Origin of the sequence: Castellaniella sp., from assembly GCF_049650445.1 — a bacterium.
In the GTDB taxonomy this organism is placed as follows: Bacteria; Pseudomonadota; Gammaproteobacteria; order Burkholderiales; family Burkholderiaceae_B; genus Castellaniella.
This window is the reverse complement of sequence record NZ_JBASAD010000005.1, coordinates 1-26967: the sequence shown is the minus strand read 5'-3', so window position 1 is coordinate 26967 and position 26967 is coordinate 1. Positions and strand designations below refer to the sequence as shown.

The 26967-nt window shown below is 66.4% G+C and carries 24 protein-coding genes, 3 tRNA genes and 1 pseudogene; 12 read left to right on the top strand and 16 right to left on the bottom strand.

Annotated features, from left to right (window positions below; all coding sequences use genetic code 11):
* Positions 1-35 precede the first annotated feature (35 nt).
* The 5 genes from WA983_RS01375 to WA983_RS01355 form a co-directional block, all read right to left on the bottom strand.
* A complete protein-coding gene (locus WA983_RS01375) occupies positions 36-1418 on the bottom strand; it encodes a glutamine synthetase family protein (protein ID WP_424248258.1) in 1383 nt (460 codons plus the stop codon).
* Positions 1419-1493: 75 nt separating this feature from the next.
* The gene (locus tag WA983_RS01370; RefSeq protein ID WP_424248257.1) at positions 1494-2540 is read right to left on the bottom strand and encodes a TRAP transporter substrate-binding protein; all 1047 of its coding nucleotides are present in this window, start codon (positions 2538-2540) and stop codon (positions 1494-1496) included.
* 76 nt (positions 2541-2616) lie between these two features.
* Positions 2617-3945, bottom strand: coding sequence for a TRAP transporter large permease (locus WA983_RS01365; protein ID WP_424248255.1), 1329 nt, complete (start codon positions 3943-3945; stop codon positions 2617-2619).
* Positions 3942-4454, bottom strand: coding sequence for a TRAP transporter small permease subunit (locus WA983_RS01360; RefSeq protein WP_424248253.1), 513 nt, complete (start codon positions 4452-4454; stop codon positions 3942-3944). Before WA983_RS01360 ends, WA983_RS01365 begins: the two co-directional genes overlap by 4 nt.
* A 175-nt stretch (positions 4455-4629) precedes the next feature.
* On the bottom strand, positions 4630-5568 hold the full coding sequence (locus tag WA983_RS01355; protein ID WP_424248251.1) for a helix-turn-helix domain-containing protein: 939 nt from the start codon (positions 5566-5568) through the stop codon (positions 4630-4632).
* Between the two features lie 284 nt (positions 5569-5852).
* On the opposite strand from WA983_RS01355, the gene serA reads away from it, so the two are divergent.
* A complete protein-coding gene (serA, locus tag WA983_RS01350; RefSeq protein ID WP_424248249.1) occupies positions 5853-7052 on the top strand; it encodes a phosphoglycerate dehydrogenase in 1200 nt (399 codons plus the stop codon).
* A gap of 55 nt (positions 7053-7107) precedes the next feature.
* On the opposite strand, the gene WA983_RS01345 is transcribed toward serA, so the two are convergent.
* From WA983_RS01345 to WA983_RS01335, 3 genes are read right to left on the bottom strand one after another with little or no spacing between them, the layout of a single operon-like run.
* On the bottom strand, positions 7108-7557 hold the full coding sequence (locus WA983_RS01345; RefSeq protein ID WP_424248247.1) for an RrF2 family transcriptional regulator: 450 nt from the start codon (positions 7555-7557) through the stop codon (positions 7108-7110).
* A 25-nt stretch (positions 7558-7582) separates the two neighbouring features.
* Entirely contained in the window at positions 7583-8887 is a 1305-nt protein-coding gene (locus tag WA983_RS01340; RefSeq protein WP_424248245.1) for an NnrS family protein, read from the bottom strand.
* A complete protein-coding gene (locus tag WA983_RS01335; protein ID WP_424248244.1) occupies positions 8865-9287 on the bottom strand; it encodes a group III truncated hemoglobin in 423 nt (140 codons plus the stop codon). Before WA983_RS01335 ends, WA983_RS01340 begins: the two co-directional genes overlap by 23 nt.
* Before the next feature lie 200 nt (positions 9288-9487).
* Between WA983_RS01335 and WA983_RS01330 the strand changes: the two genes are divergently transcribed.
* Both WA983_RS01330 and WA983_RS01325 read left to right on the top strand, forming a co-directional pair.
* Positions 9488-10573 (top strand): glycosyltransferase family 2 protein, encoded by a 1086-nt coding sequence (locus WA983_RS01330; RefSeq protein WP_424248242.1) that lies wholly within the window; start codon positions 9488-9490, stop codon positions 10571-10573.
* Positions 10570-12216 (top strand): ArnT family glycosyltransferase, encoded by a 1647-nt coding sequence (locus WA983_RS01325; RefSeq protein WP_424248240.1) that lies wholly within the window; start codon positions 10570-10572, stop codon positions 12214-12216. The genes WA983_RS01330 and WA983_RS01325 overlap by 4 nt, the downstream gene beginning before the upstream one ends.
* Here the strand turns inward: WA983_RS01325 and WA983_RS01320 are convergent.
* Positions 12176-12568 (bottom strand): GtrA family protein, encoded by a 393-nt coding sequence (locus WA983_RS01320; protein WP_424248238.1) that lies wholly within the window; start codon positions 12566-12568, stop codon positions 12176-12178. The two genes, WA983_RS01325 and WA983_RS01320, sit on opposite strands and share 41 nt — an antisense overlap.
* Here WA983_RS01320 and WA983_RS01315 point away from each other — a divergent pair.
* From WA983_RS01315 to moaA, 4 genes and pseudogenes are all read left to right on the top strand, one after another.
* A pseudogene (locus WA983_RS01315) lies at positions 12528-13349 on the top strand (ChbG/HpnK family deacetylase); the annotation flags it as partial. The gene WA983_RS01320 and the pseudogene WA983_RS01315 sit on opposite strands and share 41 nt — an antisense overlap.
* A 66-nt stretch (positions 13350-13415) precedes the next feature.
* Entirely contained in the window at positions 13416-13778 is a 363-nt protein-coding gene (locus WA983_RS01310; protein ID WP_424247754.1) for a TIGR01244 family sulfur transferase, read from the top strand.
* 71 nt (positions 13779-13849) lie between these two features.
* Positions 13850-14311, top strand: a complete 462-nt coding sequence (locus WA983_RS01305) for a universal stress protein (RefSeq protein WP_376811725.1) — start codon at positions 13850-13852, stop codon at positions 14309-14311.
* A 43-nt stretch (positions 14312-14354) separates the two neighbouring features.
* Positions 14355-15434 (top strand): GTP 3',8-cyclase MoaA, encoded by a 1080-nt coding sequence (moaA, locus tag WA983_RS01300; protein WP_424311505.1) that lies wholly within the window; start codon positions 14355-14357, stop codon positions 15432-15434.
* 179 nt (positions 15435-15613) lie between these two features.
* Here the strand turns inward: moaA and glp are convergent, their stop codons facing one another.
* From glp to moaC, 4 genes are all read right to left on the bottom strand, one after another.
* On the bottom strand, positions 15614-16822 hold the full coding sequence (gene glp / locus WA983_RS01295) for a gephyrin-like molybdotransferase Glp (RefSeq protein WP_424248371.1): 1209 nt from the start codon (positions 16820-16822) through the stop codon (positions 15614-15616).
* A 127-nt stretch (positions 16823-16949) separates the two neighbouring features.
* Positions 16950-17420: a molybdenum cofactor biosynthesis protein MoaE gene (locus WA983_RS01290; protein WP_424248369.1), complete on the bottom strand. Its 471-nt coding sequence runs from the start codon at positions 17418-17420 to the stop codon at positions 16950-16952.
* A gap of 18 nt (positions 17421-17438) precedes the next feature.
* Positions 17439-17690 (bottom strand): MoaD/ThiS family protein, encoded by a 252-nt coding sequence (locus WA983_RS01285; RefSeq protein WP_424248367.1) that lies wholly within the window; start codon positions 17688-17690, stop codon positions 17439-17441.
* Positions 17671-18165, bottom strand: a complete 495-nt coding sequence (gene moaC / locus WA983_RS01280) for a cyclic pyranopterin monophosphate synthase MoaC (protein WP_424248365.1) — start codon at positions 18163-18165, stop codon at positions 17671-17673. The genes WA983_RS01285 and moaC overlap by 20 nt, the downstream gene beginning before the upstream one ends.
* Before the next feature lie 163 nt (positions 18166-18328).
* On the opposite strand from moaC, the gene WA983_RS01275 reads away from it, so the two are divergent.
* Positions 18329-19699, top strand: coding sequence for an MFS transporter (locus tag WA983_RS01275; RefSeq protein WP_424248363.1), 1371 nt, complete (start codon positions 18329-18331; stop codon positions 19697-19699).
* On the opposite strand, the gene WA983_RS01270 is transcribed toward WA983_RS01275, so the two are convergent.
* A complete protein-coding gene (locus WA983_RS01270; protein WP_424248362.1) occupies positions 19667-20584 on the bottom strand; it encodes an EamA/RhaT family transporter in 918 nt (305 codons plus the stop codon). The two genes, WA983_RS01275 and WA983_RS01270, sit on opposite strands and share 33 nt — an antisense overlap.
* Positions 20572-21558, bottom strand: a complete 987-nt coding sequence (gene bioB / locus WA983_RS01265) for a biotin synthase BioB (protein WP_424248361.1) — start codon at positions 21556-21558, stop codon at positions 20572-20574. The genes WA983_RS01270 and bioB overlap by 13 nt, the downstream gene beginning before the upstream one ends.
* 331 nt (positions 21559-21889) lie before the next feature.
* Here bioB and WA983_RS01260 point away from each other — a divergent pair.
* The 4 genes from WA983_RS01260 to WA983_RS01245 all read left to right on the top strand — a co-directional run bounded on the left by WA983_RS01260 (position 21890) and on the right by WA983_RS01245 (position 25326).
* Positions 21890-21965: transfer RNA gene (locus tag WA983_RS01260), tRNA-Ala, on the top strand.
* A 22-nt stretch (positions 21966-21987) separates the two neighbouring features.
* A tRNA-Glu gene (locus tag WA983_RS01255) sits at positions 21988-22063 on the top strand.
* 20 nt (positions 22064-22083) lie between these two features.
* A tRNA-Asp gene (locus tag WA983_RS01250) sits at positions 22084-22160 on the top strand.
* A 268-nt stretch (positions 22161-22428) separates the two neighbouring features.
* Positions 22429-25326, top strand: coding sequence for an EAL domain-containing protein (locus WA983_RS01245; protein ID WP_424251795.1), 2898 nt, complete (start codon positions 22429-22431; stop codon positions 25324-25326).
* Positions 25327-25364: 38 nt separating this feature from the next.
* Here WA983_RS01245 and lnt read toward each other — a convergent pair.
* On the bottom strand, positions 25365-26967 hold a 1603-nt coding region (gene lnt, locus WA983_RS01240), incomplete at its 5' end, for an apolipoprotein N-acyltransferase (RefSeq protein WP_424311504.1).

The window sequence follows — 26967 nt, the reverse complement described above, 5'->3', positions numbered from 1 at the left end:
ATCGCTCGCTGCTGCGGTTTGGGTGATACCCAGGTTCAGATGAGTTCGAAATACCGCTGGAGTTCCCAGTCGGTGACGTATTCGCGGAACTTGCGTTCTTCCCATTCACGGGTGGCCGCCATCTGGTCCACGAAGGCGTCGCCGAACAGCCCGCGTGCGGCCGTGGAGGCGCGCAGGCGCTGGGCGGATTCCCATAGCGTAGAGGGGAATTTGATGTCGTCCGGAAATTTCTGCGTGTAGGCGTTGCCCGAGGTAAAGGTCGGTTCCAGCTTCTGCTCGATGCCCAGCAGCCCCGAGCCCAGGGCGGCCGCCAGCGCGATGTAGGGGTTGGCGTCGGCCGAACCGATGCGGACCTCGACACGTTGGGATTTCGGGCCGCCCGGAATGATGCGCAGCGCCGTGGTGCGGTTTTCGATGCCCAGGCTGGCTTCCAGCGGCGCCCAGTAGCCCGGCACCAGACGCGTGTAGCTGTTGACGGTCTGCGCATACATCGCCATGAATTCAGGCATGTAGCGCTGCTGGCCGGCGGCGAAATGGCGCAGGGTCGCGCTCATGGTGTGTTCGGCCTTGGGGTCGTGGAAGACGTTGGCGCCGCTTGCCTTGTCCGTCAGGGACAGGTGGATGTGGCCGCTCTGGCCTGAGTGATGGTGCGACCACTTGGCCATGAAGGTCGCCATCAGGCCCTGCTGCTCGGCCAGGGCCTTGGTGAAAGTCTTGAACAGAAAGGCTTTGTCGGCGGCCTCGCCGATGTCGTCCACCGCCAGGGCGGCCTCCAGCACGCCGGGGCCGGTTTCGTTGTGCAGGCTTTCGATGGGCAGGTCCATGCGTTCGCACAGATCCAGCAATTCCTGGTAGAAGTCCGAGTGCACGGTGCTGCGCAGCACCGAATAGCCGCAATTGCCGGGCGTCCAGCTCTTCAGATTGCGGTACTGCTTTTCGCGCACGGAATCGGGCGTTTCATCGAACATGAAGAATTCGTATTCCAGCGCAGCGTGGGCGTCGAAGCCCAGTGCGGTGGCGCGGTCGATCATGCGGTGCAGCAGGCGGCGCGGGCAGACGCCGGCCGCCGGACCGTCCAGGTCGGCGATGAAGAACAGCATGTCCTCGCCCTGGGCGTTGCGCTCCAGCGGCAGGCGGCGGCAGGATCGGGGGTCGATGCGGACGGCCGCGTCGGGGTAGGCGGTGTGCCAGCCGGTGAAGGCGGTGTTGTCGTAGAGTTCGTCGTTGGAATCCCAGCCCATCACGACGTCGCAGAAGGCAAAGCCGTTCTTCAGCGAACTGATGAACTTGTCCTTGCGCATGTACTTGCCGCGGATGATGCCGTCGATGTCGGACAGCCCCAGCTTGATGTGGGTCAGACTGCTACGCTCGACCAGGGTGATGGCCTCGTCGATGGTCTGGATGGATCGTTCTTGCATGATGCACCTATGGGGGCACGGGATTGAGTGTGGAACCGGGCCCGCCGGGCCCGGCGCATTGCCGCAAAATCAGGGTCAGGCGCTCCGGTACGGAGATCCGGCTTTTTCCATGACCCCTGTGTATTGCTTCAGGATCTCTACGATCTTGGCGCTGCGTGGGCTTTGTGCCGCGATCTCGTCCCAGAACTTCTGGGCCTCGGCCTCGACCTTCTTCCATTCGGCGTCGGGGATGCTGGTCAGTTCCAGCTTGCCGCCCTGGGTGCGGTAGTGGGCCTCACCCCACCAGTACCAGTGCTGGCGGTAGTAGTGGGAACTGTCCATGCACAGGCGGAACAGGGTCTTCAGGTGTTCGGGCACGGCCTGCCACTTTTCAGTGTTGGCGATGTAGGAGCCCGCCCAGGCGCCCGAGATGTTGTTGGTCAGATAGTATTTGGTGACGTCCGCCCAGCCGACCGTGTAGACCTCGGTGATGCCCGACCAGCACACGCCGTCCAGTTCACCCGTTTGCAGAGCGACCTGCACGTCCTCGTAGGGCAGGGTGACGGGGACCACGCCCAGGCGCGACAGGAAACGCCCGCCGGTGGGGAAGGTGTACAGCCGCAGGCCCTTCAGGTCGTCCAGCGAACGGATGGGCTTGGTGGTGGCCATGTTGCAGGGGTCCCAGGCCCCGGTGCCGAGCCAGGTGACGTTCTTGACCTCGGCGTAGGCTTCTTCCCAGATCTTGTTCAGGCCGTACCAGTTCCACAGGGCGGGCACGTCCAGGCCGTAGCGCGAGGCCAGGGGGAAGTACGCCGCGAAGATGGCGACGTCCACCGGTGCGGCCATGGAATCGTCGTCGCTTTGCGCGGCGTCGATCGTGCCTTTCTGCACGGCGCGAAACAGCTCGCCCTGCGGCACCAGTTGGTCGGCCGTGTAGAGTTCGATTTCCATCTGGCCGTTGGCGGCCTTGTTGAAGGCGTCGATGGACGGTTTGATCACGTGGTCGGCCAGCGCCGGACCCGCGTAGGTCTGCAGGCGCCACTTGATGGGCGCCTGGGCGCGTCCGATGGTGGGCGCGGCGATCGCGCCGGCCCCCAGGGCCGCGCCTCCGGCCAGTTTCAGAAACTGTCGTCGTTGTGTCATGGGTGCTGTCCTCCGGTGTCGGGCGGGCGACCCGCGCGCCGCTGCCCGTGTTGTGTGATCCGATGGGCGCCAGGGCCTATCGGGCGCGGTTGGAATACAGGTCAGGCAGCCACAGCGCGATCTGCGGGAAGATCATGATGATCGCCAGGGTGATCATCATCAGCAGCGCGAAGGGCACGATGGATTTGTAGATGTCGACGATGGTGATTTCAGGCGGCGCCATGGCCCGCATCAGGAACAGGTTGTAGCCAAAGGGTGGAATGATGTAGGCCAGCTGGCAGGTGATGGTGTAGAGGATGCCGAACCAGATCGGGCTGAAGCCCAGGACCTTGATCAGCGGGATGTAGAGCGGCGCGACGATCACCAGCATGGCGGTGTCGTCCAGGAACATGCCCAGCACGATGAAGGACAGCATCATGATGATCAGGATGGTCCAGCGGCTCAGTTCCAGGTCGTTCAGCAGCAGTTTCTCGATGGCCTTGATGGCGCCCAGTCCGTCGTAGACCGCGCCGAAGCACAGCGCCGCCAGGATGATCCACATGAACATGCAGCTCACGCTGAGCGTCTGGCGCAGGCAGGACTCCATGACGGCTTTGCTCAGGCGGCGCTTGAGGGCGGCCGCCAGGGTGGCCAGTCCGGCACCCAGGGCCGAGGTCTCGACCAGGCTGGTGACGCCGGTGATGAAGCAGCCCATCATGACGGCGAAGATCACCAGCGGCAGGATGCCTTCGGCCAGCAGACGCCATTTTTCGGGTTCGGCGGCGCGGCGCTCTTCTTCGGACAGCGGCGGGCCCAGTTCCGGGCTGATCCGGCAGCGTACGTAGATGTACACCGTGAACAGCAGTGCCATCAGCAGGCCGGGCAGAATGCCGCCCAGCCACAGTTGCAGCACGGGCTGGCGGGCGATCATGGCGTACAGCACCAGCACGATGCTGGGCGGGATCAGGATGCCCAGCGAACTGCCCGCCTGGATCACGCCGGTGATCATGACTTTGTCGTAGCCGCGCCGCATCATCTGGGGCAGGGCCACGCTGGCGCCGATGGCCATGCCGGCCACGCTCAGCCCGTTCATGGCGGAAATCATCACCATCAGGCCGATGGTGCCGATGCCCAGGCCGCCGGGCATGGAGCCCATCCAGACGTGGAACATGCGGTAGAGCCTGTCGGCCAGGCCCGATTCCGACAGCATGAAACCCATGAAGACGAACAGGGGCAGGGTCAGCAGGGCAAACCAGTTCAGGACCGTGAAGGTGGCGTTGAACGGCATTTCGATGTCGTTGCCGCCCCACAGGAAGTAGGCCGCCGTGGCGCCGATGAAACCCACCACGCCGTAGACCCGCTGCCCTGTGGACATCAGGATCAGCAGCGAGGAAAACATGGTCAGGGTGATCAGTTCGTGGCTCATTCGATCTCCTTGCCGCAGGCGGCGGCCAGATCTCGAAAGAACGTGGCGATGGTTTGCAGCAGCATCATGAAGATGCCGAAGGTCATGATGATCTTGATGGGGGCCAGCGGCGGCGCCCAGGCGGTGTAGTTGCGCTGATGGTGGACCAGGGCGTATTCAGAACTGGAAATGCCGCCCAGCAGCAGGAAGACGAGGAAGACGATCACCATCCAGATCGTGATCATGTCCACCGTGGCCCGCGTGCGCGGCGACCAGCGTGAATAGAACAGATCCATGCGGACGTGGGCGTTGAGCTGCATCGAATAGCCCCCGCCCAGCAGGTAGTAGGCCGACAGCAGGAACTGGGCGCTTTCCATCATCCAGTTGGTGTAGATGTTGAAACCCACACGGACGACGGCTGCATACAGAAAGCCGATCATCATGATCAGCACGAAGTACATGGCGAAGCGCCCGATGAACCGGTTGATCCGGTCCACCCAGCGTACATAGAGCCTGATGAAGTGGGGCACGCGCTCCTCCTGGTCGGCGGTCGGTCCGGTGCTTGGACTCTGCCGGGGTTCTTTGAGAGGATGGTGCGCCGGCGGCGCGCGCGCGGCTATCCAAAAGCGGCAGCCGGACATCGGTTTTCGGCACCGCTTTATCGGATTTCGGCAAAATCAGGGATGTCCCTAGTGCGTCGAGGGCTCAGTCGGCCGGATGGCGCAGGGTGCTGGACGGCAGTTCGCCGAACAGTCGGCGGTAATCGCGGGAGAACTGGCCCAGGTGCTCGAAGCCCCAGGTCGTGGCGGCCTGGGTGACCCGGTTGGCCAGGTCGTCGGTGCTGCGCAGTCTGCGGCGGACCTGGTTCAGCTTGAGGATGCGCAGGTAGGTAAGCGGCGACAGGCCGGCTACCTCTTGGAAACAATATTGCAGCGTGCGGCGGCTGACGTGCATCTGGCGGCAGAGGTCGGCGATCGACAGACGCTGGCTGGGTTGTGCCAGCACCAGTTCGCAGGCCTGGCCGACCACCTGGTGGCTGTGGCGGATGCGGGAATAATGGGCCCCCCGGGGCGGAGCGCTGCCGTGCGCCAGGGCGGTGCCCAGTTGATCCAGCACGGTTTCCTGCAGATCGAGGATCTGCTCGGGGGTGGAAGGGGGCCGCGTGTCGGGCGGAAACAGCGCCTGGCGCAGCGTGCCGAGGATGCGCTGGAAATGCTCGGGCGGCACGCCCAGAGTGCCGCCCTGACCGGGCAGGCGCATGGCGTCGGCGTAGGGGAAGTGCTCGTCGAACAGCGTCCTGTCGATGACGATGCCAAAAAGCTGGCAGTGTTCGGGCGTGCTCAGTTCGAATTCACAGCCGCCCTGGCGAAACAGCAGGGTGTCGCCCTGGACTGGCTGGGCATCCAGGCGCGAGGCCGGCACGCCGGGGGCGGGCAGGCCGAACCACAGCGCGTCGTTCCAGGCGGCGCAGGACTGGCGCAGGGCCTGGTTGGCCGTTTCCTGGAAAATCTGCAGGCCGGGCAGCCAGAGTTCGGTCAGGCGCCCCTCGAAGCGCCCCGACGAGAACTGGCTGTAGCTTTGTTCCCATTGGCTCAGGTTGTGTGCATGGTCCTCGGCATCGTGCGCAACGCGTTCCCGCCGCAACAGACGCGGTTTCCTGGGCGGGACAGCGGGCTCAGAGGTCGGGGGCGCCACCGGGTTCTCCTGAAAAGGGCACAGAGGCTACTGAACCCGAAAAGCATACCTGGAAAAATCGGGGGGTTTGACCCTGCTTCGATTAGGGATGACCCTGACGTGAAGCTTGAAATATTGCACAATGGACGTTTTCATCGTCGGGCCGCCCCAAGATGAAAAGCGCCCCCCTCGGGGGCAGCAAGCCGCAGGCGCAGCGTGGGGGGCCATTTTTCATTGCTTGGGAAAGGGTCAAGATGCCACGCATAGTCCTGTTCGAAAACATACACGCCAGCGCCCGGGAAGTCTTCGTCGCAGCGGGGTTCGACGATGTCGTCTCGCACGCGGGGGCGCTCTCGGGCGATGCCCTGCGCGAGGCGCTTCAGGGCGCGTACGCGGTCGGCATCCGTTCCCGGACCCATCTCGACCAGGCCGTGCTGAGTGATCTGCCGGATCTGCGCGCCATCGGCTGCTTCTGCATCGGCACCAACCAGGTGGATCTGGAAACCGCCGCCTTGAAGGGGGTTCCGGTATTCAACGCGCCGTTCTCCAATACCCGCTCGGTGGCCGAACTGGTATTGGGCGAGGCCATTCTGTTGCTGCGCCGCATCCCTGAAAAGAACGCCCGCGTGCACGAAGGCTTCTGGGACAAGACCGCCGATGGCGCCTACGAGGCGCGCGGCAAGACGTTGGGGATCGTCGGCTACGGCAATATCGGTTCGCAGGTCGGCATTCTGGCCGAGTCCTTCGGCATGCGGGTGATCTACCACGACATCGAGGCCAAGCTGCCCCTGGGCAACGCCCACGCCACGTCCTCGCTGAAGAAATTCCTGGCCCAGGCCGATGTGGTGACCTTGCACGTGCCCGGCGGCAAGGACACGACCAACCTGCTCGACGCCGACGCCATCGCCGCCATGCGTCCGGGCAGCATCCTGATCAATGCCTCGCGCGGCACGGTGGTGGACATCCCCGCGCTGCAGCGCGCGCTGAAATCCGGCCACCTGTCGGGCGCCGCCATCGACGTGTTCCCCACCGAACCCAAGAGCCGCGACGAAGCGCTGGACAGCCCCCTGCGCGGCCTGCAGAACGTGATCCTGACGCCGCACATCGGCGGCAGCACCCAGGAATCCCAGGAAAACATCGGCCGCGAGGTCGCCGAAAAGCTCAAGCGTTTCATCAGCAGCGGCACGACCAAGGGTGCCGTCAATTTTCCGGAAATCGCCTACCACGAGCAGGCGGGCGCGGCGCGCATCATCCACATCCACCAGAACGTGCCGGGCGCCATGGGCGCGCTCAGCAACCTGATGGGCGAATACGGCCTGAACATCGTCAGCCAGCAACTGCAGACGCGCGGCAAGATCGGCTATGCCATCACCGACGTCGACGGCGAGGCCACCGATCAGGTCATCGAGGGTCTGCGGCGCCACCCGATCACGATTCGCTGCGATCGGGTGTGATCCGAGGGGGCGCTTTTTGCCTTGGGACGGCCCGGCGGCAAAAGGGTCGCGCCCACTAAGCCCGAGCGGGCTTGCGTTCCGGCGTGATGCGAATCACGCCGGGCGTCGCGGGCGGGATCACGTCGGCCAGGGTATGGGCGTCCAGATGGTCCATGAAGGCCTTCAGTGCGCCCGCGACGATGGGGGTCAGGCCGCAGCAGCCGCTCAGGATGCAGTGGTTGTCGGCGCCCATGCACTCGACCAGCGCCAGGTCGTTTTCCATGTCGCGGATCAGCGCCCCCAGGCGGATGTCGCCGGGTTCGTGGGCCAGTTCCATGCCGCCATGCTTGCCGCGCACCGTGCGGATCCAGCCGCGCTGGGCCAGGCGGTGCGTGATCTTCATCAGGTGCGGTTCGGAAATCCCGTAGACCTGGGCGATCTCGGCGATCGTGCAGAGGCGATCGCGGTGGCGGCCCAGGTGGATCAGCAGCCGCACCGCGTAGTCGCTCATGTTGGTCAGGCGCATGGCATGTCCTGGATCGGGGTCGGCATCAGCGCGCCTGGGTCGGCTGGGCGGCGGCCTGGGGCGGCGCGACGGTGGGCGCAGGCTTGTCCGGCCGGGGGCGGATCAGCATCGGTGCGAAGCGCCACAGATACAGGCCCAGGCACAGGATCCAGGCGCAGGCGGCCAGATGCAGCAGGGGCTGACTGGCGGTCGAAGGCCACAGCGCCGCCAGCCGGAAGACGACGGCGGCAATCATCAGCCAGTAGCTGGCCAGCATGCTGCGGTCCAGGGCCAGCGGACGCCCCAGGTGACCCAGCGCCGTGCGGGTCAGCATGCCGATGATCAGGATGCAGAAGCCGGCCATGCCGATCAGATGGACGTGGGTGGCGCTGCGTGCCAGCAGGCCGCGCAGCAGGGCGGGATCGAGCAGGCCGCTGACTTGAACCGCCGCGACCAGCAAGCCGATGCCGATGAAGGCGTAGCCCAGATACAGAATCCACAGCATGGGCTTGCGCAGCACCGCCAGCGGCTTCCAGGCCAGCAACTGGCCCAGGCTGATCAGCCCGGTCAGCGCCAGGCTGAAGGCCATGAGCAGCGGCAGGAAGGCCGGCCCGCCGGCGGCAGGCGGCACGATCTGCATCAGCACCCCGGCCACCAGCGCCAGGGCGCTGAAGACCATCTGGACATGGCCGGAGCGGGTCAGCATGGGGATCTGCAGGCCCTGGACCATGCGCATGGAAAAGAAGGGAATGACGCGGCGGGCGATCAGCAGGGCGATCACCGCCATGCCGATCAGGCCCAGGTCGAAGCGCTGCATCAGCAGCACGTAGTCGCCGCGCAGGGCCGCCAGCAGGTACAGCAGGTCGGCAGCGCCCAGCGCCAGCATGAGCACCGGCAGGCCGTAGTTGCGGCGGCTGCGGCCTTTGACCATGACGCGCAGCAGACTGATCGCGGCGACCAGGAAGAACAGCACTTCGGCTGCGGTAGCGATCCAGAAGCCCGCCAGTCCGCCCGTCAGGAAGCCGACGCGGGCGACGAGCCACAGCAGGCACAGCCCGCCCAGGGCGCGGCCGGCGAGAGGATTGAAGCCGGTCCAGGTGGCGCTGGCGGTGAGCAGGAAGCCGACCGCGATGGTGATGATGAAGCCCCACAGCATTTCGTGGGCGTGCCAGTAGACCTGGGGCAGGGGGCCGTTCAGCACCTGCGGGGCGAAGATCCACAAGGCGATGGAGATCAGCGCCCAGGCGGCGCCGGCCAGGTACAGCGGCCGGAACCCCAGGGCCAGAAAGGCCGTCATGGACGGCCGCGACGGGGCGGCGGCCGGTTCCTCAATGTTGAGCAGGCGGGACATGGGCGTCGAACTCCGTCACGGGTTGGTCGGGTTGGCGGCTGATCTGATAGCCGTACCAGAGACTGCGGGCGATGCGTTGGGCGAAATCCTCGGCCTGGGCGACGAAGGCCGGATTGTCGAATTCGCCCAGTGTGTCGCGAAACAGGTCCAGCCAGCGCACGAACATCGGGCCTTCCAGGCCCGGCAGGGCGATATGACGCGGCATCGGCGTGCCACTGTAGGTGCCGGTGCGCAGCAGCAGCGACGACCAGAAGCGCACCATGCGTTCCAGGTGTTCGTCCCAGTCGTCGATGTGGGCGTCGAAGATCGGCCCCAGGACCGCGTCCTGGCGGACGCGGCGGTAGAAATGGTGGACGAGGGTCGTGATTTCGTCCTCGGTGCAGGCGGGCGTGTCTTCCATGCGGCGGCTGGGTGAGGTTTTAAAGATTCATATTGTAGTTATCTTAATGGCGAATCGCAAAAGGTCGCTGTATTCCTTCAAAAATAAGAACCGGTCGGCCAGCGGCGGGGTGCCCGTTGGCCCTGGCGTTCAGTTATCATCGAAACCTTCATTCGTTCTCCTGGCTTTCGTCGCACGCGTCTCATCGGCGCTCCTCTATCATGCCCGAACCCGTCACTCTGTCCTGCGTCATTCCTTGCCTGAACGAACAGGCCAATCTGGGCGTGCTGCTGCCGGAGTTGCTGGCCATGTTGTCGCGCCAGGAGGGTTGCACGCCGGAAATCATCGTCGTCGACGACGGCAGCACCGATGGCACGCCGGACCTGATGCGCCACTGGACCAGCCTGCATCCGGAAATCGTCTATCTGCGCCTGTCGCGCAATTTCGGCAAGGAAGCCGCCCTGACCGCCGGCCTGGAGGCCGCGCGCGGCGATGCCGTGGTCTGCCTGGACGCCGACATGCAGCACCCGCCGGACATGATCCCCGCCATGCTGGCGCGCTGGCGCGCCGGGGTGCACATGATCTACGCCGTGCGTGCCACGCGCGACGACGAGACCTGGTTCAAGCGGGTCGGCACCCGGCTGTTCTACGCCCTGATGCGAACGTCCGACGGCCTGGGCGTGCCGCCCAACGCGGGTGACTTCCGCCTGATGGATCGGGCCGTGGTCGACGCCCTGAAGCAACTGCCAGAGCGCGACCGCTTCATGAAGGGCCTGTTCGCCTGGGTCGGTTTTCAGTCCGAGGCCATGGCTTACACGCCGCCTCAGCGGCTGCACGGCGTCAGCCGTTTCCGGCCGTTGAAGCTGCTGCGCTTCGCCGTGGACGGGCTGACGGCCTTCACCACCTGGCCGTTGCGCCTGCTCAGCCTGATGGGCGCCTGCATCGCGTTGCTGGCCTTCATGTACGGTCTGCTCATCATCGTGTGGCATCTGCTCTATGGCGATGCGGTGCGCGGCTGGGCCACCCTGATCACCGTGATCCTGTTTTTCGCCGGGGTCAATCTGATGTCGCTGGGGGTGGTGGGCGAATACATCGCCCGCATCTTCACCGAGGTCAAGGGCCGACCCGTCTACCTGCTGCGCGAACGCGCGGGGACGGGGCTGGGCAGCGTCATTCCGGACCCCGGCCAGGGCACCGGGCCTGACCGTCCCGGTCTGGACGTCCCGCCGCCGCGCTATGCGCAGGCTGACGCGGCTGCCGCCCCGACGGCCGATGGATCGCTTTCATCAGAAGGACGCAAGGCATGAAAGCCCCTGTTTTCTGCACGCGGCTGGTGGATGCCGGCGAATCCGTCTGGCAGCGCCTGCAGACGCGGCGCGCCTGGCCCTGGGTGGCGCTGTTCGCCTTTCTCTGGCTGGCGGCCACGACCTGGATGTACCCGCTGCTGCTGCCTGACGAAGGCCGTTACGTCGGGGTGGCCTGGCACATGCTGGCTTCGGGGGACTACCTGACGCCGCGCCTGGACGGCATGCCCTTCTTTCACAAGCCGCCGCTGTTCTACTGGCTGACGGCGGGGTCATTGGCGGTGTTTGGCGACAACGCCTGGGCCGGGCGGCTGTGCTCGGTGCTGGCCGCCACGGCGCTGGTGACGGTCTTCTACGTGTTTCTGCGCCGCTATGTCAGTGGCCGTACCGCAGGTCGCGCGGCCCTGATCCTGACGGTGCAGCCGTTTCTGTTCGGCGCGGCGCACTACGCCAACCTGGACATGCTGGTGGCCGCCTTGATGGGGCTGACCGTGATGGCGGGCGCCGACGCCGTGTTCCGCCGTGAACAGCAGCGTCCGGATGCGGGGGCACTGACCGCCATGTACGTCGCTGCGGCGGCCGGCTTTCTGGCCAAGGGCCTGATCGGTGTCGTGCTGCCGGGCGGGGTGCTGTTCTTCTGGCTGCTGGGCCGGCGCCGCTACCGTGCGATGGGGCGCCTGCTGTGGTGGCCGGGCATTCTGCTGTTCCTGGCCTTGACCCTGCCCTGGATGGTGGTCATGGAAACGCGCCATCCCGGCTTCTTCGACTATTACATCGTCTATCAGCACTTCCAGCGCTTCCTGGAATCCGGCTTCAACAATCCGCATCCCTTCTGGTTCTACGTGCCGGTGGTGCTGGGCCTGACACTGCCATGGTCGATCCAGTTGTGGCGCTGGTTCCAGCCCCGGGGACCGCTGCAGCCGGCCTTTGTGCCGCCCGCCCATCGGGTCGAGCAGGTCGACCGCCGGGTGCTGCGCGGCCTGATGCTGTCCTGGCTGGCCGTGGTGCTGGTGTTCTTTTCGATTCCCACCTCGAAACTGGTGGGCTATGTGATCGCCGTGCTGCCGCCGCTGGCCTGGTTCATCCAGGAAACCTTCGAGCAGCGTGAAGAATCCACCGCCCCGGGGGCCGGCCGCAGTCTGGTGCGCCACGCCCTGATTGCCGGTGGCTTGTGTCTGCTGGCCGTGGCGGCGCTGGTGCTGTTCCCGCAGCGCAGCACGAAAAGCCTGGCCCATGTCCTGGCCGTCGAGGCGACGCCCGGCGACCAGTTGGTGATGTTGGATCAGTATGCCTACGACGTGCCGATGTACGCCGGCTGGCGCGGCCCGGTCGTGGCCGTCGCGCACTGGGACGACCCGGACGTCATGCGGGGCGATGACTGGCGCCGTGAACTGGCAGATGCGGCCAGCTTCACGTCCGACAAGGGAGCCGACCGGCTGTGGCTGCCGTCACAACTGCAATCCTATCTGTGCGATCCGGGCCATGCGACGACCTGGATGCTGGCCTGGCTGGACGAGGCCGACCGCTATCCGGCGCTGAAGGACCGTGACCCCCTGGCGCGCACGTCCAGGATGGGGCTGTGGCGCGTCCCGGCTGCCGAAACCGTCAATGGCTGCGGCGAAACGCCCAGTAGCGCCCCAGAATGAAGGTCATCCCGGCGATGCCGATCAGCACCAGGGCCAGCAGCACGTCGTAGCGGATCGCCGTCAGGCGCAGCAGCGTGGCGTAGGCGGCTTCGTTGACGGCAAAGCCCAGTGCCGACACCAGAAAGAACCGCGCCGCCGCGCGCCGCAGCGGCGCCTGGTGGTGGCGGAAGGTCAGGCGGTAGTGGCCTGCGAAGGACACACCAAAGGCCACCAGCCAGCCGGCGACGTTGGCCACCAGCGGTGCCAGGCCCCCCAGGGCCACGCAGGCCACGGCGACCGCCCAGTGGGTGGCGGCCGCCGCGCAGCCTACAATGACGAACCAGCCGATCTGGGCAGCGAGCTTCTTGAACATGGATCCGGATTCACACGCATCAGGGCATCAGTACCGGCGCATTGTATTGTGCGCCGATGATTTCGGGATGAACCCGGCGGTGAACGCCGGCATTCTGTCGCTGGCCGGACGCGGCCGTCTGTCGGCCACCAGCCTGCTGGTCGACGGCCCGGCCGCGCGTCAGGATGTACCGGCGCTGCGGACATCCGGTCTGCAGGTCGGCCTGCACCTGAATTTCACGGAATCCTTTGGCCAGCCGGGCCTGTGCCTGCCCTTGGGGACGCTGATCCGCACGGCCTGGCTGGGGCGCTTGCCCGCCGACGCCGTGCGCGAGACCGTGCGGCGGCAGTTGGCGCTGTTCCAGGACATCATGGGCCGGGCGCCTGATTACGTCGACGGTCACCAGCACGTGCATCAATTGCCGTGCATTCGCGATGCGTTGCTCGAATCCCTGCCCGAACCCCGCAACGGCCGACCCTGGATACGCGACGTCGGGCGGCCCCGCATGGCGGGCCTGCCGCCGCGCTTGCGCTTCAAGGCCGCCGTCATCGCCGGGCTGGGCGCGGCCGGCTTGCGGCAGCGGGCGCGGGCGCGTGGCCATGCGTTCAATCCGGGCTTTCTGGGCGTGTATGATTTCCAGGGTGGCGTCCCGGCTTACGAGCGCTGGATGCGCCGCTGGCTGGCGTCGTGCCGCGACGGTGACGTACTGATGTGCCATCCCGCGCTGGGCACAGAAGGCGCCGACGCCCTGTCGGCGCAGCGCCAGGCCGAACACGAAGTGCTGGCGGGCCCTCTGATGGGGCGGTTGCTGGCGGAACATCACCTGACTATAGAAGGAAGGGACAGCCGGCCGTCCCGAGGAGCCCATATGAACTTTACCTACCAGACCCTGACCCCGGATTTCTCCGTCGCCCCCCAGTTGCAGCCCGCCGACATGCAGGCCCTGGCGGATGCGGGGTTCAAATCCGTCATCATCAATCGGCCGGACGGCGAAGGCGGCCCCGAGCAGCCCCGGTCCGACGACGTGCTGCAGGCAGCCCGGGACGCCGGTTTGCAGGCGCGCTACCAGCCCGTGGTCAGCGGCGCCATGACGGCGGCCGACGTGGCCGAGTTCGCCGGCCTGCTGCAGGACCTGCCTGCACCGGTGCTGGCCTTCTGCCGTTCGGGCACGCGCTGCACGAATCTGTTCCTGGCAGCCCAGGAATATGGCACAGATCAATCCCAGGGCTGATCCCGACTGTCCTTTCGGGGGACCAGCGGTTATGCTGGGGTTTCCTATTAGTGTTTTTGGATGATCCGAGCATGTTCAAGAAAATCCTGATTCCCACGGATGGCTCCAAGCTTTCCGCCCAGGCTGCCAACAAAGGCGTCTGCTTCGCCCGGACCATTGGCGCCGAGGTCGTCGCGCTGCACGTGACCCAGCCGTTTGCCGCCACGGTTGGCTTCGATGGCATGGCCGCCGCCTATGCCATCACGGACGAAGACTACGATCGCACCGCTTCCGAGCAGTCCAAGAAATACCTCCAGGCCGTGCTCGACCGGGCCGAGACCGCCGGCGTCAAGGCCACGCCCCTGGCCGTGTCCAATTTCAACGTTGCCGACGGGATCGTGCATGCCGCCCAGTCCGAAGGCTGCGACCTGATCTTCATCGGCAGCCACGGCCGCAGCGGCCTGTCGCGTTTGCTGCTGGGCAGCGTCACGGTCAAGGTCCTGGGCCTGGCCAAGGTCGCCACCCTGGTCTACCGGGTCAAGGAAAACGACTAGATCCCGCGCGATTTTCTGATGCGTATGAACAGGCCCTGATGCCATGCCCAGCGTGATCCATCACCGGCCCGCTTCGGTGGGCCGGGACGTGGTTCGCGCGCCGGGCGAGCCGGTGCGCGACGGCCGGGGGCGGCCTTTGCGTGATCTGCGGATTTCCGTCACGGACCGCTGCAATTTCCGCTGCACCTACTGCATGCCGCGTGAATTGTTCGGCGCGGATCACGCCTTCCTGCCCCATGGCGACTTGCTGACCTTCGAGGAAATCACCCGATTCGCCCGGATCGCGGTGGCAGGTGGGGTGCGCAAGATCCGCCTGACGGGCGGTGAACCGCTATTGCGCAAGCAGATCGAAATCCTGGTCGGGATGCTGGCCGACTTGCGCACGCCGGACGGCGCAGCGCCGGACCTGACCCTGACCACCAACGGCACGCTGCTGGCTCGCAAGGCCCGCGCTCTGGCCGATGCGGGCCTGACGCGGGTGACGGTCAGCCTGGACGCACTGGACGACGTCTTGTTTGAACGCATGAGCGACAGCGGGGTTCCGGTCGCCACCGTGCTGGAGGGCATCGAGGCCGCGGCTGCTGCGGGGCTGGCCCCCGTCAAGGTCAATATGGTCGTGCGCCGGGGCATGAACGATGGCCAGATCCTGCCGATGGCGCGGCACTTCCGGGGCACGGGCCATACGCTGCGCTACATCGAATATATGGACGTCGGCAGCACCAACGGCTGGCGCATGGACGAGGTCGTCACCGGCGCTGAAATCGTCCGGATCATCGGCGACGAATTCCCGCTGCGGCCGGTCCAGGCCCGCTACCGGGGCGAGGTCGCCGCCCGCTGGGCGTACGACGATGGTGCCGGCGAGATCGGCCTGATCACCAGCGTGTCCCAGCCTTTCTGCGGGGACTGTACGCGGTTGCGTCTGTCGCCCGAAGGGCGGCTGTTCACCTGTCTGTTCGCCGAACAGGGCCACGACATCCGCAGCCTGCTGCGCGCCGGGGCTGACGATGCGGCGTTGGCGCGGCGTCTGGCAGGTGTCTGGCAGGCGCGCGACGACCGTTATTCCGAACTCCGCGGCGAGGCCCACCGCGACCACAAAATCGAGATGAGTTATATAGGTGGATGAGATCGGACACATGAAGGCCCCTGCGGGCCTTCATGTGCCGATCGAATCCGAGCGCCTTGCAAGGCGCGAGGTGGAGGGATGCTACGGCTGAAGATGCTCCGTGCCGATCGAATCCGAGCGCCTTGCAAGGCGCGAGGTGGAGGGGTGTCTTGATCCGGGACCGAATCCGAGCCCGGGCGTCAGGATAACCAGTCGGACAGCGCCATCCAGTCAACTTCTGCGCCGGCTTCCAGCCGCGTGTCCGCCGGAATGCGGGCCAGGCCGTGTGCCCAGGCCAGACTGCTCATCGCGCCTGAGCTTTGCTGCGGATGCGGTGTCAGGCGGGGCAGTCCGGCGGCACCCTGTGTGGTCTGGATGCGCAGAAAGTCATCGCGATCGCCGCCGACGGGGTGGATCATGTCCAGGATCCCGCGCCGGATCGGCGGCAAGGCGTCGCGGCGGCCTTGCAGGCCCCGGATCAAGGGGCTGACCAGCAGCGTGAACACGGCGAAAGCCGACGCCGGATTGCCGGGCAGGCAGACCAGCGGACGGCCCTTGAGTTCGGCCAGCGCCACCGGTTTGCCCGGCTTCATACGCACCCGCCACAGGTCCAGCGTGCCGCCCAGGTCCTCGATGGCAGGCTTGACCAGGTCCTTTTCGCCGACCGAGGCGCCGCCCACGCTGAGCACCAGATCGCAGATCTCGTTCAGTTCGGCCAGCGCCCGGCGGGTGGCTTCCGCGTCGTCGCGGGCATGGCGCAGGACGGGCGTGGCAGTGCCCAGCCCGACACACAGGCTGGCCAGCATCGGTGCGTTGGAATTGTAGATGGCGGCCGGCGGCAGGGGCTGGCCCGGGGGAACGAGTTCGTCGCCCGTGGTCAGGATGCCGACTGTCAGGCGGGGAAAGACGGACGCGCGGTCATGACCCTGGGATGCCAGGATGGCGATGTGGCCGGCTTTCAGGAGGGTGCCCTGGTTGAGGACCAGCCGCCCCGCGCTCATGTCCTCGCCCCGACGGCGGATGTGCTGCCCGGTCGGGGGCGGTGTCAGGATGGTGACCCGGCCGTCTTCTTCGCGGCAGTCTTCCTGCATGACGACGGTGTCCGCGCCCGCCGGAATCACGCTGCCGGTGAACAGCCGGATGGCCTGGCCGGGCAGCAGGGGATCGGGGGTCTGGCCGGCAAAGCAGCGCTGCTGGACCGGCAGTGTCGCGCCGGGTGTCGCCGCGTCGGCCGCGCGCAGCGCATAGCCGTCCATGGCGCTGTTGTCGGCGGGCGGCAGGTCCAGGGCGGCGTCGATGTCAGTGGCCAGCACACGGCCGGGCAGTGCGTCGAGGAGGACGGTTTCGCGGCCCGTGGGGCCGCGTCCGCGCGCCGCCAGGCGGGCCTGGGCGGTATCGAAATCGAGCATGATCAGGTTTCCGTATGCGGCTGTGCGCGGTAGGCGCTGGCGGCTGTCGAACTGGGACAGCAGGTTGTTTTCCCAGGCCGGCCGGCTGGCGCCGGTGGAGCCGGGCAGGCAGGACACCGGTCGGCTTTCATGGTGTGTCCGGGGGCGTGTCCCACCGGGCGGTTTTTTCGGCGTCGGCGGTCCGCTGTTCGACCCAGAAGGCGTGGCCGTCGGCCAGGGTCTCGCGTTTCCAGAAAGGTGCGCGGGTCTTCAGGGCGTCGATGATGTATTCGCAGGCCTGGAAGGCCTGGCCCCGGTGGGCGGCGGCCACGCCGACGAAGACAATGGGGTCGCCCAGCGGCAGTTCGCCGACCCGGTGGACCACCACCGTGTCGAGGATGTCCCAGCGTTGTTTCGCATGGTCGCACAGCGTCTGGATCTCGCGTTCGCACATGCCCGGGTAATGCTCCAGGAACAGGCTGCGCGACCCGGCCTCGGGGCTGTAGTCGCGCACCATGCCCAGGAAATGCACCAGGGCGCCGGCACGGCCGTCCGCACGCGCTTGCAGCAGCGCGGTCAATTCGGCAGTGTCGAAGCGTTCGGTCTGGATGCGGATCATGATGTGTGCGGACCGGCTCTAGCCGCCGGTGACGGGTTCGAACACGGCGACCTCGTCGCCCGGGTGGATCGTGGCGGCGCGCCCGGCGTGTTCCTGGTTGATGGCGAGTTTCAGGCGGGCCGCCGGTCCCAACGCGGGGCAGCGCGCTGCGAGAGCGTCCAGCCAGGCGCCCGCCTGGACAGGTGCGTCCAGGGGCAGGGTCTCGCGCCGCAGACCCATGTGTTCGGCGACCTGGGCGAAATACAGGACTTCAATCGTTGCGCCAGTCACCACTTTTGCCTCCGGTTTTGCTCAGCAGGCGAACCTGCTCGATGATGATGCCTTTGTCGGCGGCCTTGCACATGTCGTAGACCGTCAGGGCGGCAACGGAGCAGGCCATCATGGCCTCCATTTCGACCCCGGTCTGGTGGTGGGTGCGGCTGGTGGCGCGGATCGTCAGCGTGCGGCTGGCGTCGTCGGCGGAAAAGTCCACCCCGACGAAGCTGAGCGGCAGGCTGTGGCACAGGGGGATGAGTTCGGCACAGCGCTTGGCCGCCAGGATGCCGGCGATGCGGGCAGTGTTCAGGACCTCGCCCTTGGCGTTGGCCTGGGCCGACAGCAGGCCCCAGGCATGGGCGTTCAGGCGCACCCGGCCCTCGGCCACGGCGGTGCGGTCGGTCGAGGCCTTGGCCCCGACGTCGACCATGCGGACCTGGCCGTTTTCATCCAGGTGGCTGAGGGTGGGGGAGAGGTCTGTCTGGCTCATGGGCCTATGATAAACGAGGAGCCCGCCGGACGACATGCCCTGCGCCACTGCTATGATTTCAGTTCATGCCCTGATCGGCTCCCGGGTACCCCGTGCACATGGGCCGGGTCAGGGCATTCTCAGTTTGCGGAGGACACGGCTGCCTCCGACCGGAATTTTTTGCATGGCCAAGACGATCGGCGCATTCTTCTCCCTGTATCTGGCGACGCTGATTCTGTTGCTCAGCTCGGGGCTGTTCAATACCTACCTGGGCCTGAGGCTGACGGCCCTGTCCGTGTCCGAGGTCTGGGTCGGGGCGATGATCGCCGCGTACTATCTGGGGCTGGTGCTGGGCGCCCGGATCGGGCACCGGCTGATCATCGGCGTAGGCCACATCCGCGCCTACGCGGCCTGCGCGGCGATGGTCACCGTCACCGTCCTGGTGATGATCCTGATCGATGACTTGTGGGTCTGGCTGGCGCTGCGTTTCGTTGCGGGCGTCGCCATGGTCAGCCTGTTCATCGCCATCGAAAGCTGGCTCAACGAGCAGACCGAGAACACCTCGCGGGGGACCGTGTTCGGCTTCTACATGGTCGCGTCCTGCCTGGGCACCGTGCTGGGTCAGTTGGCCCTGGGGCAGTTCCCGGAACTGGATTCCAGACCGCTGGTGTTCGTGGCGATCTGCAGCGTGCTCAGCCTGATTCCGGTGACGCTGACGCGGCGCCTGCACCCGGCCCTGCAGGTGCCGGCCCCCCTGGCGCTGAAATACTATGTGGCGCGGGTGCCGCTGTCGCTGACGGTACTGTTTCTGGCCGGCATGCTGACGGGCGCGTTCTACGGCCTGGCCCCCGTCTACGGCCTGCAGCATGGCATGGACAATCGTCAGGTCGGGGTGTTTCTGGCCGTGTCCGTGGCCGCCGGCCTGGTGTGCCAGTGGCCCCTGGGCTGGCTGGCCGACCACATGAGCCGGGTGCGTCTGATCCGGATCGGCGCGCTGCTCCTGCTGTGCCTGGGGGTGCCGCTGTGGGGCTGGTTCGATTTCCCCTATCCGGCCCTGGTGGCTTTTTCCGGCGTGCTGGGCATCGTCCAGTTCACGCTCTACCCCATGGGGGCGGCGTTTGCCAACGACAACGTCGATCCCGAACGCCGGGTGGGCCTGAGCGCGCTGCTGTATATGGTCTATGGCCTGGGGGCCTGTCTGGGACCGCTGGCGGCGGGGGGGCTGATGCGGGTCTGGGGGCCGGACGTGTATTTCGTCTTCGTGTCGGCCTGCGCCGCGCTGCTGGTGATTTTCATTCGCGAACGCCGTGTCAAGGGTACGCACCGCAGCGAGGACGCGCCCACCCAGTTCGTGCCCATGACCGACACTTTGCAGAACTCCAACGTAATGGCGGTGCTGGACCCGCGCGTCGATCCGCAGCGTGACATTTCGCACGATCCGGTCATCGATGATCCTCTGGCCGCCCCGGCGCCCGGGGCGGATTCAGACTCCGGGCAGGTACCGGACGTGGCTGCAGCGCCCTCAGCGGGGGAACAGCAGCACGATCGCGCCTAGGGCCAGGCCGATCCCCAGCAGGTTCACGGCGCTCAGGCGTTCGCGGAACAGACCCGCGCCCACCAGCGTCCCGATCGAGATCACGCCGATGTTCATGGCGGCGAACACCAGGGTGGGGTTATCCGGGAAAGTCTGGTGTGCACGAATGTAAAAGTAGATGTTGCCGAAGTTCAGCCCGCCCAGCAGGATGCCGGATGCCAGGCTGCGGGCGTGCCAGCGGGTGCGCCGAGCCAGCAGCCACAGGCCGATCAGCAGGCCGGCCAGGGTGAAGCTCAGCAACAGGCTGCCCGTGAAACCCGCACCCATGCGCGCCATCTGCTTGAACAGGATGTCGATGCAGCCGTAGCCCGCCCAGACGCCCAGCAGCGTCAGCCAGCCGCGCGCCGCTGATCCCCGCGCTTCGTCGTCGGCTGCGGACGTGGCCACGGCGCTGGCCGACGGGCTTGTGCCCGACGGCGAGCCGGTTCCGGTGTGCCGGGGGCGCGCCAGCAGGCAGGCCAGGGCGCACAGCGCCAGGGCGATGCCCAGGGCCTTGCGGCCCGACACGGCCTCGTGGAACACCAGGAAGGCCGCCAGAATCGGCAGAATCAGCGACAGGCGCTGGGCCGTGTCGCTGCGCACGATTCCCGCCTGGCGTACGGCGGCCGCCATCACCAGGAACACGCTGGGCAGCAGGATGCCCAGCAGGCCCAGGATCAGCCAGGCGGCAGGCGGGCGCTCGAACAAGGTGTCCAGGGGGGGGCGCAGCAGCCACAGGCTGAGCGCCACGGCCGTGGCGTAGTTGACCGCGATGGCCTGGTCGACGCGGATGCCGCCGCCACGGGCCAGCTTCAGGAAGATCGAGACGGCGACGCTGAAGGAGATGCTGAGTATCAGGGTGTGCATGCTTCGGCCTCCGGCATCGGCACCAGTCCCAGGCGTTCGAACAGCCGTGCATCGGCCTGCGCCTGCGGGTTCGGCGTGGTCAGCAGGCGCTCGCCGTGGAAGATCGAGTTGGCGCCGGCCATGAAGCACAGGGCCTGGGTGCTGTCGTGCATGCTTTCGCGGCCCGCCGACAGTCGCACCACGGCGCGGGGCATGACGATGCGGGTGACCGCGATCGTCCGCACGAATTCAATCGGGTCCAGGTCGGGCGCGTCGGCCAGGGGCGTGCCCGGCGCTTTGACCAATTGATTGACGGGCACGGATTCCGGATAGGGGGCCAGACGGGCCAGGGCGGCGATCAGGCCGGCGCGGATCTCACGCGATTCCCCCATGCCGACGATGCCGCCGCAACACACCTTCAGCCCGGCATCGCGTACGCGATGCAGCGTATCCAGCCGGTCCTGGAACGTGCGGGTGCGGATGATTTCGCCATAGTGTTCCGGCGCGGTGTCCAGATTGTGGTTGTAGTAGTCCAGGCCGGCGGCCTTCAGGCGTTCGGCCTGACCGTCCTTCAGCATGCCCAGGGTGACGCAGGTTTCCAGGCCCAGCGCCTTCACGGCCTGCACGTGTTCGATTACCTGATCCAGTTGGCGCTCGGTCGGCGAACGCCAGGCAGCGCCCATGCAAAAGCGCTGCGCGCCCGCGTCCCTGGCCTTGCGCGCCGCCGCCAGCACCTGGTCCAGCGGCATCAGCGGCGCCGCTTCCACCCCGGTGGTGTAGCGCGAGGATTGCGGGCAGTAGGCGCAGTCCTCGGGACAGGCGCCGGTCTTGATCGACAGCAGGCTGGATTGCTGTACGGCGTTGGCCGGGTGGTGCGCCCGGTGTACGGTCTGTGCCCGCAGCAGCAGATCGTTGAAGGGCAGGGCGAACAGGTCCAGGATCGCCTGGACCGACCAGGAGGGCGTCAGGGTTTCGTGAAGGACGCGGGCATGCATGGCAGGCTCCAGAGTCGAGAACAGCCCGGATCGTAGGTGTTCGGGCCGCTGTCCGGCAAGCGCGAACGCCTTGCGATCGGCGCGAAAATTGGCGGTAGTAAGGCGATTTTGACGCGTACTCCGGGCTGGCGAGGCAAGCGCCACGGGCTTCGGCCGCGATCTTGGTCCGGAAGCGGAGATGTAAAGAGTTGTGATTCAGGAGGTGTCGGATTGCCGGACTGTCTGGGGCCGGGCTGAAAAATCGTGGCAAAAACGAAAAATCTTCACGTCGCTTGCACGCCAAAAAAAATTCGTGCATAATCTCGTTTCTTCGTTAACGAAGACCTTGTTTGGGGGTATAGCTCAGCTGGGAGAGCGCTTGCATGGCATGCAAGAGGTCAGCGGTTCGATCCCGCTTACCTCCACCAAACTTTCGTTGTCGAATGTCCTGTCCCCTTCGTCTAGAGGCCTAGGACATCACCCTTTCACGGTGAGTACAGGGGTTCGAATCCCCTAGGGGACGCCAGGATTTTCTGGCACCGCTGCGGAGCGGTAGTTCAGTTGGTTAGAATACCGGCCTGTCACGCCGGGGGTCGCGGGTTCGAGCCCCGTCCGCTCCGCCAAGGATTCAAAAAAAGCCTGATCGCTCAATGAGCCATCAGGCTTTTTTCTTTTGCCGCCGGGCCGCTCCAAGGCCCGCCCCGTGGGAAGGGGCGGCAAGCGCGAAGGCGCGGCGTGGGGGCTTTTTCCCCAATCGTCAAAACCCCGATATCCGCCCGAGGATTCCGTTTGTTAGCGGATTGTTCTTTCCCCTGCATCCAGTAACATGCTAGAGAATGGTGACCCCGGCCGCACACAGGCCACCGCCGTCATTCATTTCACAGGGAAGGCATGAGCCCTCATACATCACGCGCAGTCTGGCCGGCGGCCCAGAGCCTTTTCGGGGCTGGGACGGTAGCGGCTGTCTTCTCCCTGTTCATGCTGGTCTTCGTGCTGGGCAACGCCATTGCCGTGAATTCCCTGCTGTCGCGTTACGAAAGCGCGCTCGATCAGGTCGTCACGCTGGACCGCATGCGGGCCGTCAGCCAGCAACTGGCGGTCCGGGCGATGCGGATGTCCGATGGTGCCGTGGTGCAAGCCGGCCAGATCAGCCAGGAAATGGATGTCATGGACCGCGCTTTGCAGGCGTTGGACCAGGGAGGCGTCGTCGGCGGCCGCGAGATTCCCGGGCTGACGCACTCGGCCGCGCGCGACTTTCTGCCCCGGATTCGGCGGGATTGGGCCACGCTGCGTGGCCGGCTGCAGACTGCGTTGCTGGGCACCTACGTGCGCGACGAACACCCGTCCGAGGGGCAGGAACTGCCGCAGGCCGTCCAGCGCCAGTGGCTGGCCGACGATGCCGAAACCATGCTCGGTACGCTGGACGCCTGCGCCGATGTCCTGCTGCCCTTGTTGCGCCAGGGCAAAGACCGCGCGTTGTTGATCAGCGGCGGGCTGGCCTTGCTGGATCTGATCCTGTTGCTGGGCCTGTACCTGATGCTGCGCCGTCATCTGGTCCAACCGCTGCGTGAATTGCGGATCGCGAGCCGCGAACTGGTCCGGGGGCATTACGACACCCGGATCGCTTACCGGGGGCGAGGCGAACTCGGCCAGGTGGCGCGGGATTTCAACGACGGCATCCGGCAGGTCCACGACCTGCTGGCCAAGATGCGCGAGGATCAGGCCGGGCTGCTGCGGGCCAACACCATTTTCCAGGGCCTGACGTCGAATTCGATCGTGGGGATCTTCCTGGTCGAAAACGAGCGCTTCACGTTCGTCAGCCACAAGATGGCCGAGATCTTCGGCTACGAACCGCGCGAGATGATCGACACCATGACGCTGCTGAGCATCGTGGTGCCGCGCGAGCGTTTCCTGATGGCTGAATCGATCAAGGCCAGCCAGAGCCGGCGGGACGGCACGCTGCGTTTCGAACGCCATGGCCGCCGCAAGAACGGCTCGGAGATCGACATCGAGGTGTTCAGTTCGACCGTGCGGGTGGGTGAACAAGTCTCCATCATCGGCATCGTCCAGGACATCACCGAGCGCAAGCAGGCCGAATCTTCGGCCCAACTGGCCGCCATCGCGTACGAGAACAGCAGCGAAGCCATCGCCATCACCGATTCGGCCGGCGTGGTCATCGACGTCAATCCCGCCTATTCCCGGATGACGGGTTTCTGGCCTGACGAGATCGCCGGTGAACTGCTGCCTCTGCTGCGCCCGGGCCGCCACAACCGCGATTTTTACGATGAGATGTGGCATGCCATCAATACCCAGGGACGCTGGGAAGGCGAATACTGGAGCCAGCGCAAATCGGGCGAGGACTACGCCGAGCGCGTGGTCATGGACACCGCCTGGAACCACGACGGTTCGGTCAATTGCCGGGTGGCGATGCTTGGCGACGTGACCCAGAAGAAGCAGGTCGAGACCCAGATCTGGAACCAGGCGCACCACGACCCCCTGACGGGCCTGCCGAATCGACAATATTTCAACGAACGCCTGCAGGCCGCTGTCCAGTCCGCCGATCTGTCGGGGCAGTCCCTGGCGCTGATGTTCCTGGACCTGGATCTGTTCAAGGAAATTAACGATTCCATGGGTCATGCGACGGGTGACCGCTTGCTGGTCGAGGTCGCCCGGCGCCTGCAGGCCTGCGCGGCCCCGGAGACCAGTTTCGTGGCGCGTCTGGGCGGGGACGAGTTCGTCGTCATCCTGGGGGACACGCCCGACAAGACGCAGATCGACGCGCTGTGCGGCAGCATTCTCGACCGGATCACAGAGCCTTACCGTCTGGGTGGCGACCCCCTGCGGATCTCGGCCAGCCTGGGGGTGGCGCTGTATCCTCAGGACGCCGAGGATGCCGAGGCCTTGATGCGCCACGTGGACATGGCCATGTACGTCGCCAAGGACTCCGGCCGGAACTGCTTCCACTATTTCGACCGCAGCATGCGTGAACGCGCGCACATGCAACGCGACTTGATGTACGCCCTGCCGCAGGCCATCGAGGAGGAGCAGTTCTTCCTTTTGTTCCAGCCCATCCATGCCTTCCGGACGGGGCGCATCGTTCAGGCCGAGGTTCTGCTGCGCTGGCGGCATCCGGAATTCGGTGTGATCGCGCCTGCGGATTTCATTCCCTTCGCCGAGGAGCGCCTGCTGATCCGGCCGCTGGGCGACTGGGTGTTCCGCGAGGCGATTCGCCAGTTGGCCCGCTGGCGTCAGAGTCTGGCACCGGATCTGCGCCTGACGATCAATGTGTCGCCCGGCCAGCTTGGCCTGGAGGACGCCGGCCTGGATGCGGTATTCAGCTTGTTCGATGCGCTGAACCTGCCACCCGACTGCCTGGTGCTGGAACTCAGCGAGCAGATGCTGATGACCGAAGACCCCCAGGTGCAGGACCGCTTGCGGCGTCTGCATGACTCCGGGCTGCGTTTCAGTGTCGGGGCCGTGTCGATCGGCATGCCGGCCTTGCTGGCGGTGCACGAACTGCCGTTCGAGACCCTCAAGCTCGAGCGCGCGACGACCGAACGGTTGCTGGACGGCGAATCCGCCTCCATGGTCAGCGAAGCCATCATCACGCTGGCTCATCGGCTGGGCTTGAGGGTGACCGCCGAAGGCATCACCCGGCAGGCTCAATATGAATTGCTGCGTGCGGCGGGCTGCGACGAGGGTCAGGGCTACTGGTTCGACGAGCCCCTGGATGAGGCCGCGTTCGAGCAGCGGCTGCGGGGTCAGGCCGACAGCGAAGGCCGCTCGTAGCCTCCTGTCCTCTTCAGGGTTTCAGTCTGGGCCGCCGATCACGCCGGGTCCGGACGGTGCCGCGCCCGGACGGCCAGCAGCAGGCCCAGCAGCGTCCAGATCAGGATCGGCAGATTGCCCCAGCGCACGTAGGGCGTCAGCCCCTGGGTGCCCTGGACTTCGGCGTCCAGCACGCCCGGGCGGCCCGGATCGAGGGCGCCCAGCACCTGGCCACGGGCGTCGATGACGGCGGTGGCGCCGGTATTGGTGGCGCGCACGACGGGGCGCGCCGTTTCCAGGGCCCGCATGCGGGCGATCCACAGATGCTGGCGCAGCGCCCAGCTATTGCCGAACCAGGCCAGATTGCTCAGGTTCACCAGGATGCTGGCCCCCGGCGCGGCGGGGTCGTCAGGCGCCACCGTGGCGGCGATTTCCTCGCCGAAGGCATCTTCGTAGCAGATGTCGATGGCCAGGAACTGACCACCGACTGCCAGCGGCGGCTGGCGCGCCGGACCTCGGTCGAAGTCGCCCAGGGGAATGTTCAGCGCGCGCACGAACCAATGAAAGCCGGGCGGAATGAATTCGCCAAAGGGCACCAGATGATGCTTGTCGTAATGCCAGGCGGGGCCGGCGGTCGATGCGCCCGCGCGCTGTGGGCGCAGGGCGATGGCGCCGTTGGTATGGCGTTCGCCAGTCGGGGCGGCGAGGTGCAGCGGCACGCCCAGCACGAAGGTGGCCTGCATCGTCTCGGCGGCGGCCTGCCATGACTGCCAGACGGGCTCGGGCACCTGGTCCTGGAAGAGCGGCAGCACGGTTTCCGGCAGGATGACCACGGCGGGGCGGTCCGCCTCGCTCTTGGGCGCCAGCGCGGCCAGTTGCTGGATGCGGGTCTGAGTGGGCAGGAAGAGTTCAGGCTGGAATTTGTCGGACTGGGGCGTGGCCGGTTGGACCAGGCGCATCATCAGGGGCTCGCCCAGGGGGCGGGCCCAGTGGATGTAGCCCCATGCAATACCCAGCAGTCCGGTCAGCAGCGCCAGACCGACCACGGCGGCCGCGCTGCGATCGTAGGTGGTGTCCTTGGCGCGGGCCATCAGTGCGACGGCGGCGGCGGCGAATGCCGCCAGCCAGGCCAGGCCGTAGACCCCCGTGAAGGGCGCCCAGGCGGCGAACATGCCTTCGGCATGTGCGTAGCCGGCGTTCAGCCAGGTGAAACCGGTGAACAGCGTGCCGCGCAGCCATTCTGCCAGTGTCCAGGCTGAAGCCCAGGCGACGGCGTTCAGGATCTGGCGTGGCGCGCGCCGTTCGGGGTGGTTGTGACCGGCGCACAGCCAGGCGGTCAGGGCGCAGGCTCCCGCTGCATAGGCTGCCATGGCCGCCGCGAATAGCAGCAGGGCGGCGATGGCCAGCGGCAGAGGCAGGCCGCCGAATGTGTGCATGCTGATGGTCAGCCAGTAGACGCCGATGCCGAACTGAGCCAGGCCGAACAGCCAGCCCAGGCCTGCCGCCTGGCGTGGGCGGGTGGCGCCGAAGGTCAGGGCGGCCAGGACGGCCAGTGTGGCGATCTGGACGAAAGGCAGACACCAGGCCGGCAGAGGGCCGGGCGCGAAGCAGAGTGCCTGCAGGCTGCCGGCCAGCAGCGCCGCCAGGGGCGCGCGCCAGGCG